The 12,016-nt window shown below is 65.6% G+C and carries 9 protein-coding genes; 6 read left to right on the forward strand and 3 right to left on the reverse strand.

The genetic code is table 11. The annotated features are described in order from the left end of the window. Window positions 1-114: 114 nt before the first annotated feature. From treA to VSR82_RS19950, 3 genes are all read right to left on the reverse strand, one after another. Entirely contained in the window at window positions 115-1,923 is a 1,809-nt protein-coding gene (treA, locus tag VSR82_RS19940; RefSeq protein WP_429463079.1) for an alpha,alpha-trehalase TreA, read from the reverse strand. 341 nt (window positions 1,924-2,264) lie between these two features. Continuing rightward, window positions 2,265-3,755, reverse strand: a complete 1,491-nt coding sequence (locus VSR82_RS19945) for an alkaline phosphatase family protein (RefSeq protein WP_429463078.1) — start codon at window positions 3,753-3,755, stop codon at window positions 2,265-2,267. Between the two features lie 188 nt (window positions 3,756-3,943). After that, entirely contained in the window at window positions 3,944-5,860 is a 1,917-nt protein-coding gene (locus VSR82_RS19950; RefSeq protein ID WP_429463077.1) for a potassium transporter Kup, read from the reverse strand. 373 nt (window positions 5,861-6,233) lie between these two features. On the opposite strand from VSR82_RS19950, the gene VSR82_RS19955 reads away from it, so the two are divergent. From VSR82_RS19955 to VSR82_RS19980, 6 genes are read left to right on the forward strand one after another with little or no spacing between them, the layout of a single operon-like run. Further along, entirely contained in the window at window positions 6,234-6,629 is a 396-nt protein-coding gene (locus VSR82_RS19955) for a hypothetical protein (RefSeq protein ID WP_429463076.1), read from the forward strand. 57 nt (window positions 6,630-6,686) lie between these two features. Further along, window positions 6,687-7,382, forward strand: a complete 696-nt coding sequence (locus VSR82_RS19960) for a TetR/AcrR family transcriptional regulator (protein ID WP_368582509.1) — start codon at window positions 6,687-6,689, stop codon at window positions 7,380-7,382. Next, window positions 7,379-8,344, forward strand: a complete 966-nt coding sequence (locus VSR82_RS19965; protein ID WP_368582510.1) for an HlyD family secretion protein — start codon at window positions 7,379-7,381, stop codon at window positions 8,342-8,344. The genes VSR82_RS19960 and VSR82_RS19965 overlap by 4 nt, the downstream gene beginning before the upstream one ends. Further along, window positions 8,341-9,327, forward strand: coding sequence for an ABC transporter ATP-binding protein (locus VSR82_RS19970; RefSeq protein ID WP_498858004.1), 987 nt, complete (start codon window positions 8,341-8,343; stop codon window positions 9,325-9,327). The genes VSR82_RS19965 and VSR82_RS19970 overlap by 4 nt, the downstream gene beginning before the upstream one ends. A 32-nt stretch (window positions 9,328-9,359) precedes the next feature. After that, a complete protein-coding gene (locus VSR82_RS19975; protein ID WP_429463664.1) occupies window positions 9,360-10,475 on the forward strand; it encodes an ABC transporter permease in 1,116 nt (371 codons plus the stop codon). Between the two features lie 12 nt (window positions 10,476-10,487). Continuing rightward, on the forward strand, window positions 10,488-12,005 hold the full coding sequence (locus VSR82_RS19980) for an efflux transporter outer membrane subunit (protein ID WP_429463074.1): 1,518 nt from the start codon (window positions 10,488-10,490) through the stop codon (window positions 12,003-12,005). Window positions 12,006-12,016 lie beyond the last annotated feature (11 nt).

Below are 12,016 nucleotides of genomic sequence, written 5' to 3' on the forward strand. Positions count from 1 at the left end.
TTCGAGACTTTCCAGGTGACTAGGGGCCGTTCGAGCTATCCGAAGCATGCTAACGGGCTGCGTCGCTGTCAGGCAGTCAACCCATCATCCTGGTATCGCTACTACCTCTTCCCGCTAGTGGCCCGCGGCCGACGTGCTGTGCGACGTCTGCGGCGCGGCCGCCGCCGATGCCGCCGCATCCGACACCCCCACCGCGCCGCCCGGCAGATCGGCCGGCTTCGTCGAACTCACCGCATCCGGATAGAGCTGCATCAGCACGCGCAGCACACCATTGGTCCAGCCAAAGCCGTCCTGTAGCGGATACTCGCCGCCGCCCGCCGACTTGTCGCTCGCGTCGACGTCGTACTTTTCGACCAGCTTGCCCGTGCGCTGGTAGTACGCGACGTTGGTGCGGATCCAGCGGGTCGCGATATCGCGAGCTAGCTCCGGCTCGCTGTAGCGGCGCAGCCCGATCACCGCGAGATACTGCAGCGGCGCCCAGCCGTTCGGTTCGTCCCATTGCTGTCCGGTATTGGTCCGCGTCGTCGCCAGACCGCCCGGGCGCAGCAGATCGCGCCGGATCGTCTGCGCCACTTCGCGCGCGTCGTTGCGTGCCGCGACGCCGGTGTAAAGCGGGTACACCGTCGCGGCAGTCAACCGGTGCGTGAGCGTGCGATGCACGAAGTCGTAGTCGGTGAAAGCGTGCAGTTGCGGATCCCACAGCATCCGGCGGATCGCATCGGCGCGCACGCGGGCGCGTAGTTCGAGATTCTCGGCGTGACCCGCGTCGCCGGTCACCCGGTAGGCTTTCGCGAGCGCGCGTTCGAGCTCCACCATCAGGCAGTTCAGGTCCACTGGCACGAGCGAGGTCACGTCGATGGTCGCGAGCGTCCTGCCGTCGGCGAACCAGCGCGAACTGAAATCCCAGCCGGTTTCGCCGCCCGCGCGCAGGTTGCGCCACAAATCCTGCGCGTCGCGTTGCGGTATCTGCTGCGCCGTCATCACATCCTCGCGGTACGACTCGTCGCGCGGCGCCGCGCGCTCGTCCCAGTAGCGATTGAGCAGCGTGCCGTCGGCGAGGCGCACCAGATGGCGGGCCGCGTTGCCCGGCGACAGATGATCGCTGCCCGCCATCCAGTACGCGTATTCACGGCGCAGCTCGGGCAGATAGCGGGCGTAGACCTGATCGCCCTCTTTGCGCGCGACGAGCTGCACCATCTGCGCGAAGAACGGCGGCTGCGAACGGCTCAGGTAATACGTGCGATTGCCGTTGGGGATGTGGCCATAGCGGTCGATCAACGTCGCGAAGTTGTTCAGCTCGTCGTCGACGAGCGCGCGCTGGCCGCTCGCGTCGAGCCCTAGCAGGATGAAGTACGAATCCCAGTAGTAGATCTCGTCGAAGCGGTCGCCTGGCACGATGTACGACGACGGCAGCGGCAACAGCGAAGCGTACGGGCTGGCGCTCGCCTCCGGTTCGCGGCGCAGCACGCTCCACAGCGTATCGATGTGCGCGGTGACGCTTTCGTTCGGATCGGACACATAGCGCTTCGGCTCGCGCGGGGGCAGCGTGAAACGCTGTTCGACGAATTGCTTCAGGTCGAAGCGCGGCTGAGCGCGCTGGCTGTCATAGTCGGCGATGACTTGCGCCGGCGGCTGGTTTGGCGACATGTCGGCGAACGTCTTGCTGTCCGGGTACAGGTGGGCGAGTTCGACGTCGCGATACAGCTCGCCATACAGTTCGGACGGCGGCGTCGGCACGACCGGCGACGGCTGCGCGTGATCCGTGTTGTCGACGTGCCTGGCCGCGGCGCTGCTCCCGGCATTCGCAGCCGCAGCCGATGCGGGCAGCGCAAGGGCCGGCACGGCCGGCTGGGTCGGTGCGACCGTCGGCGCGGATTGCGCGGTGACGCCGGTGCTTGCGGCGAGCGCCAGCGCCGTAGCCACGGAGGCGAGAACGCAGCGGTACGACCGCTGGCGGGAAAACCAAACGGGAAGATCGGAACGAAATGGCATCGGCGGACCCGTTGAGGACGACGCGGTGACGTCGACGTAGGCGGCCCGCCGCGCGTGCCGATCCTATGCTGCACGCTGCCGCGGGGCTTCGAGAGGGTCTCGCTAGCAAATGCGGGGCCCGCTTCGCAAAACGATGTCGCGCGCAAGCGCTCTCTACCAGGTGCCGACCAGGTTTCTGGCGACCGACCGCGCTCGAGGCATGAGCTTCGTCAGGCCGCGCGGCCCGGTCCGGCGCCGGCTTGCGGCCCGCTCATTCTAGGCGGAAACCGGCGTTAGCCGCCGGTCGCGAATCCTAATGACGCCGCCTTCGCGCGCAGGTTCGCGAAGCGGTCCGCCGTCGGGTTGATCGCCCGCATTTGCGACTGATCGATCGCCGATACCGAACTCGACGGCGAGGGCGCGGCCGCCCCCAGGCAGGTTCCGCCGAACGGCCCCTGGGCGACCGTGAACGCGGGAGCGTCGGTGCGCGGCGCGCCGTTGAAATCGAGCGCGTAGGCGAGATTGAAGGTCGCCGGATCGCTGCCGCGCACGCCGAGCGGCTGCAAGCCGAAGCGCCATTGCAGCAGCGCGTGAATCGAACTGGGGTCGAACGGATAGCGCGTGACCGAACCCGCGCGCACGCGCGGGCCGAGCAGCGCGAGCGGCACGCGAAAGCCGAGCTTGCCGTCGTTGCCGAGCGTGAGCTCGCTGTTGCTGATCGGCCTGGTGGGCGGCACCACGTGCTCGAGAAACCCGCCCCATTCGTCGTAGACGACGATCATCAGCGTGCGGCTCCACGTCGGGCTCGTGCGCAGCGCCTCATAGACTCGCGCGAGAAACGCCTCGCCATCGCGGATGTCGGCATGCGGATGGTCGTCGGCGGAAACGCCTTCGGGCTCGCCCGTAAATGACGGATCGACCATGCAGAATGGCGGCAGCGTCCCCGCCGCGGCATTCACGAGGAAATCCGCAAACGGGCGCGAAATGCCGAGATACCGCGTGCCATAAAGCGCCGTGAGCGGCACGTCGTGGTAGTAGTAGCGAGCGTCGACATCGGCGTCGCTCAGCTTGTCCCAGATCGTCGCGAGCGACGACGTGTCGGCGCTGTCGTCGAGCCGGTCCGTTGCGCCGCTATGCAGATACAGGCGATTGGGAAACGTGCTGGTCAGGATGCCGCTGAAGTAGAAGTCGCCGATCGTGTAACTGCTGGCCACGGCGCTGAAAAATTGCAGGTCGGCCTGCGTGTAGAAGCCGATCGGCAGCAGGTCGCCCCGGCTCAGACTCGTGCCCGGCGTGAGCAGCCAGCCATTCATCGCACCCGATGCCAGTTGCGTGCGGCCCCCCGAGAAGCTGTGATTGGGGTCCAGGAAGGCGCACGCCTGATAGCCGTACGCGGCATTCGCCGCAAGCGAAAACGGCGTTTGCGTCGCGCCGAACGCGTCCTTGAATTGCCGGTTCGCGGGCATGCCCTCCGCGCCCGGCACCCAGCCCAGGAAATGGTCGAACGAACGATTTTCCATCGTGACCAGCACGATGAAGTCGATGCCCGAGCTGGCCGGCGCGGGCAACGCCGGGCGCGGCAGGCCATAGCGGTCGGCGGCGTTGGGCGCCGGAATGTCGGTAATCGAGGGCGCGGGGTCGCCGCCGCTTCCTCCGCCCGTTATGTCGTCGCCCGATCCGCCGCCACCGCAACCCGATAGCGCAACGCTGCCGGCCACCGCGGCTACGCCGGCAAGAAAGCGGCGGCGGTCGTGTCCATGATTCTTGTGAGTCTCGTCGCCCATCGCACGCCTCCTGATTGGCTGCGGCGCGGGCATTCGTCCATGCCTGCCTGCCGCGGAGCAACACGCGCGCGCCGATTGGAGCGGCGGTTGGTCGTTGGCAGCAAGTTTCGAACCCGAGCCGGTGGAGGGCCGTTGCGAAGTGGCGATGTCTATCGAATTACTTCAAAGGCAGATGATGCCTTGTCTGCCTAAATCTCCACGCGCGCGCCGACTTCGATCACGCGACTGGCCGGCAGTTTGAAGAAAGCCGCGATATTGCCGACGTTGTGCAGCATCACCGCGAAAAGCCGCTCGCGCCATAGCGCCATGCCGTGGACGCGTTTGGGCACGACAGCCGCGCGGCTCAGGAACCAGGATGTGTCGTCCGGGTTGAACGTGAATTCCGGCGACTTGTGGGCGGTCAGCGTGCGCGGCAAGTCCACTTCGTCCTTGAATCCGTAGTTCACCGTTGCGTGCCAGCAACCCGCGCACAGCGGCCTGATCTGCACGCGCTCGCTGTCGGCCACCCACGGCACGTTTTTCGTGATTACGGTCAGGAAGACCGTGCGCTCATGCAGCACACGGTTGTGCCGCAGATTGTTGACGAGCGCGTGCGGCACCGCTTCGGCGTCCGGCGTCAGGAAGATCGCCGTGCCGCCCACACGCGTCGGCGAACTTTCGAGCAGCGTGGTGAGGTACTGTTTGAGCGGCGTCTTTCCCGCCCGCGTGCGCGCTTCGGCCAGCATCATCTCCCAGCCGCGTCCCCACGTCGCCATGATCGTGAACATGATCGCGCCGACTACGAGCGGGAACCACCCGCCATCGACGATCTTGAGCAGATTCGCCGAAAAGAACAGCGCGTCGATCACGAAGAAGAACGAGGTGGAGAGCACGCACAGCAGCCAGTTGTAGCGCCACGCGTAACGCACGACGAAGAACGTCAGGAACGTGGTGATCAGCATCGTGCCGGTCACGGCGATGCCGTACGCGGCCCCGAGCGCCGTCGACGAGCGGAAGCCCAACACCGCCGCGACCACGGCGACCAGCAGAATCCAGTTGATGCCGGGCACGTAGATCTGCCCGATCTCGCGCTCCGACGTATGCACGATGTTCATGCGCGGCAGGAAGGAAAGCTGCATCGCCTGCATCGTCATCGAATAGGTACCCGAAATAACGGCTTGCGACGCGATCACGGTGGCGATCGTCGCCAGCACGATCATCGGCACGATGGCCCACTGCGGGAACAGTCGGTAGAACGGGTTTTGCACCGCGCCGGGGTTCGCCAGCAGCAGCGCGCCCTGGCCCAGATAGTTCAGCGCGAGCGCGGGAAAAACGACGCCGAACCACGTCACACGAATGGGCCGCTTGCCGAAATGGCCCATGTCGGCGTAGAGCGCCTCGGCGCCCGTCAGCGACAGCACCACCGCGCCAAGCGCGACGAACGCGAGCCAGCGGTGATGCATGACCAGGCGGAGCCCTTCCAGCGGATTGAGCGCATACAGCACGACCGGCGTGGCCATGATGTTAGCGACGCCCGCCGCGCCGATCACGACGAACCACAGCACCATCACCGGCCCGAACACGGCGCCGATGCCGCCCGTGCCGTGCTTTTGCGTGACGAACAGGACGATCAGCGCGGCGAGCGTCACCGGAACCACATAGGTCTTGAGCCCGGGCTCGACGACTTCGAGCCCTTCCACGGCGCTCAGCACGGATATGGCCGGCGTGATCACGCTGTCGCCGAAGAACAGCGCCGCGCCCATCACCCCCACCACGAGGAGCCCGCGACGCAAGCGCGGCCGCGACGCGATCGACGACGCCGCGAGCGCGAGCAACGCCATGATCCCGCCTTCGCCGTGATTATTCGCCCGCAGGATCAGGACGACGTACTTCAGCGAAACGACGATCATCAGCGACCAGAAAATCAGCGAAACGATGCCGACGATATTGAAAGCATTGAGCGTGAGACCGTTGGCGGGATCGAACACGGTGGCAAGCGTATAGAGCGGGCTCGTGCCGATGTCGCCATAGACCACGCCGAGCGCGGCCAGCGCGAGCGCTGGAAGAGCCGGTGAGGCGTCGCCGTGGCCTTCCTTCCCCGACTCGGCGGTTGCGGAATGTGCCATGTCTCCCTCCTCATACGAATCGCGCGTGAGCCGTGATGGCCGCGCCGCGGGTTCGCTTAGATTCCTTCGTTTCGTTGACGTGAATTCGTCTGGGTCGCGCGCGCTGGATCGTGCCAGGTGCGCTAGAGAAGTATAGAAATTTCCGGCGAAAATGCGCTTTGCGCGCAGCAGTCACGCATTCGGACGACGCCGTCGCGCCGTCCAATGTCAGCTTAACGTCAGGCAGAACGGCGCAAGCGTCAGCAGACCGCCTCGTCTGTCCGCCTCGAAGGCGCCGTGCCCGCATGCTCTCCGAGTTCCATGATTTCCACGAGCCGCTGCTGGTAGTGCTCCGGCAAATACTCAGCGAATAGCTTCTGCCCTTGTCCGCCAGATGTTCCGCCAGTCGATCCAGTGCCAGTTCGAGGCTCTGAGGCTCAGACCGAAATTTGATCTTGTTGCCTACCGCGTCACCGGTCGTCGCCATGCTGCCGCCGTCGTGGACGAGGGCGGGCAAACCGAGCATCGCGGCCTCGATAGTGACGAGCGGCGCATTCTCGGCTCCCAACGATGGCTCGACGACCGCGTCGGCAAGTCGAAAGGGAAAAACATCTCAAGGGCTCAGTGCTGTGAATTTCGTCGCGTTGTTTGTAAGAGCGTCTATTCCGGTACCCAGGTTGCATGGCCGCGCGGTCTCTTGACGCGGATCGACGACACGACGGCGGCCACCCCCAGCCAGGGTTTCCCCTCCTCCAGCACCTCAAAACTTGTCCTACTATCAAGCAGTTAAAACTAACTAACTCATCAGTTAGTCAGGTTTCCCATGCCGCAAGTCGCCCGCTCCAGAATGGGTCGCCGTCCTCATCCGCAGGACTTCGACGCACGCGAACATCTGCTCGATGTCGCGGTGACGCTGTTCGCCGAGCGCGGCATCGCCAACACGACGGTGGCGCAGATCGCGGCGGCGAGCGGCGTGACGTCCGCGATGGTGCACTACTGGTTCCAGACCCGCGAAAAGCTGCTCGACGCGTTGTTCGAGGAAAAACTGGTCGCCGCATTCGGCGCGATCTGGGACCCGGTCGATGCCGAACACGACGATCCGCTCGCGCTGACGCAAGGCATCGTCAAACGCATGTTCGACGTCACCGAGACCATGCCGTGGCTGCCTTCGCTATGGCTGCGCGAAATCATCAACGAAGGCGGCCTGCTGCGCGAGCGCGCGTTTGCGCATATCCCCGTGCAAAAGGTCGCCGCGTTCGGTCAGAACATCGCACGTGGCTGCGCGTCGGGCCAGTTGAATGCGCAGCTCGAACCGTTGCTGCTGTTCAACTCGGTGCTCGCGCTCGTGATGCTGCCGCAGGCAACCGCCAGGATCTGGCAGCGCCTGAATCCGCGCAGCTCGTTCGATCGCGCGACGCTCGAACGCCACGTCGTGGCACTGCTCACGCAGGGCATGAGCGCAGCCACCGCAGTCAAGACGAGCTCCAGGGCCAGGACCCGGGCGACGTCCACCGCACGCCGCGCGAAAGGAAAGCCGTCATGATTCCGTCCGCCCGCTCATCCACACGTGTCGCGTTGCTCGCACTGTGCATCGCGTGCGCGAGCTGTTCGCAACAACCCGCGAACACGTGGCAAGGCTATGTGGAAGGCGAATTCCTGTACCTCGCGTCTTCGCAGGCGGGACAGTTGACCGAACTCGCGGTCTCGCGCGGGCAGACCGTCGCGCAGAACACGCCGCTGTTCGCGCTCGAAGCGCAGAACGAAACCGACGCGGTGGCGCAGGCCAACGAGCAGCTGCGCTCCGCCCGCGCCCAGCTCGCCGACCTCGGGACCGGCAAGCGTCCGCCGGAAGTCGACGTGACGCGCGCGCAACTCGTACAGGCCGAAGCCGATGCGGCGCGCGCCGCGACCCAGTTCCGCCGCGATCGACAGCAATTCGACGCCGGCGGCATCGCGCAAAGCCAGCTCGACGACTCGCGCGCGAGCGCGCTGTCGAGCGCCGCGCACGTGCGCGAGTTGCAAAGTCAGCTCGCGGTCGCACGTCTGCCGGGGCGGATCGAACAGATTCGCGCGCAACAGGCGCAAGTCGACGCCGCGCAGGCCCAACTCGGCCAGGCCCAATGGAAGCTCGATCAGAAAAGCGTGCACGCGCCGCACGCGGGCCTCGTGTTCGACACGATGTATCGCAGCGGCGAATGGGTGCCGGCGGGCAGCCCGGTCGTGCGCATGCTGCCGCCGGAGAACGTCAAGGTGCGTTTCTTCGTGCCGCAGGGAGTGGTCGGTTCGCTCGCGCCGGGCCGTCACGTATCGATTCATTGCGACGGTTGCGCCGCCGATGTGCCGGCCGTGCTCAGCTTCATCTCGGACCAGGCGGAGTACACGCCGCCGGTGATCTTCAGCAACGAAAGCCGCGCGAAGCTCGTGTTCATGGTCGAAGCCAGACCGCAAACCGCCGATGCGCCGAAGCTGCGGCCCGGCCAGCCCGTCACGGTCACGCTGCAATGAGTGCGCCCGCGCCGCCCCCCGCCAACGCCAGCGAGCCCGCGTACGCTATCGACGTGCACGGGCTCAACAAGCATTTCGGCAGCAAGCACGTGGTCAACGACGTGACGATGCAGGTGCAGCGCGGCGAGATTTTCGGTTTTGTCGGCCCGAACGGCAGCGGCAAGACTACCTGCATCCGCATGATGTGCGGACTGCTGACGCCGGACTCCGGCAGCGGCACCTGTCTCGGCTACGATATCGTGCAGGACAGCGCGCAGATCAAGCGCCGCACCGGCTATATGACGCAGCGCTTCTCCTATTGGGAAGATCTGTCGATCCGCGAAAACCTCGACTTCGTCGCGCGCATCTACGAGATGAAGAACCGCCGCGAGGCGGTGGATCGCGCGCTCGAACAGCTTGGTTTGCAAAGCCGCGAGAAGCAGCTGGCCGGCGCACTGTCGGGCGGATGGAAGCAGCGTCTCGCGCTGGCCGCGTGCATGCTGCACGAGCCGGAACTGCTGCTGCTCGACGAACCGACCGCCGGTGTCGATCCAAGCGCACGCCGCGACTTCTGGGAAGAGCTGCACCGCCTCGCGGCGCGCGGCATCTCGGTACTCGTCAGCACGCACTATATGGACGAAGCGGAACGCTGCCACAAGCTCGCCTATATCGCGTACGGCAAGCTGCTCGCGCAGGGTACGTCGCAACAGGTGATCGACTCGCAAGGGCTCGTGACGTGGGCCGTGTACGGCCAGAATCTCGTCGAGCTCGGCGACCGGCTGCGCAGATCGCCCGGCGTCGAGCAGACCGTCGCGTTCGGTTCGTCGCTGCACATGAGCGGGCCCGACACGCCCGAACTCCACGCGAGCATCGATCAGTTGGAACGCTCGAACCCCGCGCTGCGAATCGAGAGACAGGAAACCGGCCTCGAAGACGTGTTCATCTTCATGATGAACCGCTCGACCGACAATTACGCAACGCCTTCCGCGGGCAAAGCATCGTGAATTCCGCGCGCCGACTTACGCGCTTTTCGCTGATGCGCTGGTGGAGCATCGTGCGCAAGGAGTTCTTGCAGCTGAAGCGCGATCGCATCACGTTTGCGATGATGATCGTGCTGCCGATCATGCAGATGGCGCTGTTCGGCTTCGCGATCAATACCGACCCGAAGCATCTGCCGACCGCCGTCATCGCCGCCGACCACAGTGAATTCACACGCAGCTTCCTGATGGCGATGCGCAACTCCGACTACTTCGACATCGTCTCGACGCTGCCCGACGAAGAGTCCGGCCGCCGCGCACTCGCGCAAGGCAAGGTGCTGTTCGTCCTGAATATTCCGGTCGGTTTCACGCGCGAGCTGGCCAAGGGCGCGCGGCCCTCGCTGCTCGTCGAAGCCGACGCGACGGACCCGATGGCGGTGGGCACCGCGCTCGGCGCGTTGCCGTCGATCACGCAGTCGGTATTACAGAAGGACCTCACGGGTCCGCTGTCGTCGCTCGCGGTCGGCCCCACCGCGTTCGATGTGCAATTGCACCGGCTCTACAACCCCGAAAGCATCACCCAGTACAACGTGGTGCCGGGCCTGATGGGCGTGATCCTGACGATGACGATGGTGATGATGACGGGCCTCGCGATCACCCGCGAACGCGAGCGCGGCACGATGGAAAATCTGCTGGCTACGCCGGTGCTGCCGCTCGAAGTGATGACCGGCAAGATCGTGCCCTACGTCGCCATCGGTCTGGTGCAGGTCAGCATCATTGTCGCGGCGGCTCGCTTCGTGTTCAACGTGCCGTTCGAAGGCAGTCTGATCGCGCTGTATCTGTCCGCCCTATTGTTCGTCGCGGCCAATCTGACGATCGGCATTACGCTGTCGTCGCTCGCGCAGAATCAGTTGCAGGCCATGCAGCTGACGATGTTCTATTTTCTGCCCAACATCCTGCTGTCGGGGTTCATGTTTCCGTTCGCGGGCATGCCGAAGTGGGCGCAGTACATCGGCAATCTGTTGCCGCTCACCTACTTCAACCGGCTCGTGCGCGGCATTCTGCTAAAAGGCGTCGGTTGGGCCGACATGTGGCCGCATGTGTGGCCGCTGCTGATCTTTCTGTTCGTCGTGATGGGTGTCGCCGTGAAGTTCTATCGACGCACGCTCGATTGAGGAAGGCCCGCAATGTGTTCCGCTCCTCGCTTTCGTGACGTGGTTTTTCATCGCGCGGCCTGTTTATCGGCTACGCGTCGGCTCGCCGCATTCTGCGCAAGCGCGGCATTGTGCGCGTGCACCGTCGGCCCCGATTTCCATCGGCCCGACGTGACCAGCGTGTCGAGCTACACCGCCGCGCCGCTCGCGGCAAGCACCGTCGCCGCCGATGGTCCCGGCGGCGCCGCACAACACTTCGTGCCGACCGATGTGCCCGGCGACGGCTGGTGGCGCGCGTTCGGCTCGCCGGCGCTGAACGCGCTGGTGCAGCAGGCGCTCGACGACAGCCCGACCCTCGCGCAAGCCCGCGCGAAACTCGACCAAGCGCAGCAGGACTACCGCGCGCAGGCGGGCGGCACGCTGTGGCCGCAGGTCGACGCGAACCTGTCGACCACGCGCGAAAAAATCGATCCCGAAGCGCTCGGCTTCGGTCAGCTGACGCAGGGCCGCGCGTTTGCGCCGTTCACGCTATACAGCGCGCAGGTCACCGTGTCGTACACGCTCGATCTGTTCGGCGCGAATCGCCGCGCGCTCGAAGCGGTGGCCGCGCAAGTCGACTATCAGCAATACGAACTCGAAGCCGCGCGTTTGACGGTCGCGGGCAATGTGGTGACGGCGGCGATCCGGCGCGCATCGCTTGCGCGGCAGATCGCGCTCACGGAAGCGCTGCTCGCGAACCAGATGCAGCAACTCGATATCGCCGAGCGCCGCTATCGTGCGGGCGGCATCTCCGAGGTCGATCTGCTGAGCCAGCGCACGCTCGTGCAGCAAACCCGCGCGACGTTGCCGCCGTTGCGCACGCAGCTCGCGCAGACCGATCATCAGCTCGCGATCTATCTGGGACGCGCGCCAGCGGAATTGGCCACCGCGCACGACCTTGCCGCGCTCGACCTCGATACGCTCGTACTGCCGGCCGACCTGCCGCTGACCTTGCCGTCGACGCTCGCGCAGCAGCGGCCCGACATTCGCGCGTCCGAGGCGTTGTTGCATCAGGCGAGCGCGAACATCGGCGTCGCGACCGCGAACCTGTATCCGCGCATCACGCTATCGGGCAGCGCGGCGACCGAACGGGTCAACGTGTCCGACCTGCTGACGGGTTTCAACGTGTGGAGTTTCGGCGCGGGTCTCACACAGCCGCTGTTTCATGGCGGTGAACTGCTGGCGCGCAAGCATTCGTCCGAGGCGGCCTACCAGGCGGCGCTCGCCGTCTACAAGCAAACCGTGCTGCAGGGACTGCAACAGGTCGCCGACGCGCTGCGCGCGCTCGATCAGGATGCGATTGCATTGCAGGCGCTCGATGCCGCGCAGCGCAGCGCGCAGCACAGCGCCGGTATCGCGAGTCAGCGTTATGCGGCGGGCGGCATCAGCCAATTGACGCTGCTCGATACGCAGCGCCAGGAATTGCAGACCGGACTCGATCGCACCAAAGCCGCCGGGCAGCGTTATGCCGATACCGCCGCACTGTTTCAGGCGCTCGGGGCGCGGCCTTGAGTCACTGCTTC

Source organism: Burkholderia sp. JPY481 (assembly GCF_038900515.1).
Classification (GTDB): Bacteria; Pseudomonadota; Gammaproteobacteria; order Burkholderiales; family Burkholderiaceae; genus Paraburkholderia; species Paraburkholderia youngii.

Excerpts from the sequence above, each read along its gene's own strand:
- VSR82_RS19945 (WP_429463078.1), bottom strand. The coding sequence starts at position 3,755 with ATGGGCGACGAGACTCACAAGAATCATGGACACGACCGCCGCCGCTTT.
- VSR82_RS19950 (WP_429463077.1), bottom strand. The coding sequence starts at position 5,860 with ATGGCACATTCCGCAACCGCCGAGTCGGGGAAGGAAGGCCACGGCGAC.
- VSR82_RS19955 (WP_429463076.1), top strand. The coding sequence starts at position 6,234 with ATGTTCCGCCAGTCGATCCAGTGCCAGTTCGAGGCTCTGAGGCTCAGA.
- VSR82_RS19960 (WP_368582509.1), top strand. The coding sequence starts at position 6,687 with ATGGGTCGCCGTCCTCATCCGCAGGACTTCGACGCACGCGAACATCTG.
- VSR82_RS19965 (WP_368582510.1), top strand. The coding sequence starts at position 7,379 with ATGATTCCGTCCGCCCGCTCATCCACACGTGTCGCGTTGCTCGCACTG.
- VSR82_RS19970 (WP_498858004.1), top strand. The coding sequence starts at position 8,341 with ATGAGTGCGCCCGCGCCGCCCCCCGCCAACGCCAGCGAGCCCGCGTAC.
- VSR82_RS19975 (WP_429463664.1), top strand. The coding sequence starts at position 9,360 with ATGCGCTGGTGGAGCATCGTGCGCAAGGAGTTCTTGCAGCTGAAGCGC.
- VSR82_RS19980 (WP_429463074.1), top strand. The coding sequence starts at position 10,488 with ATGTGTTCCGCTCCTCGCTTTCGTGACGTGGTTTTTCATCGCGCGGCC.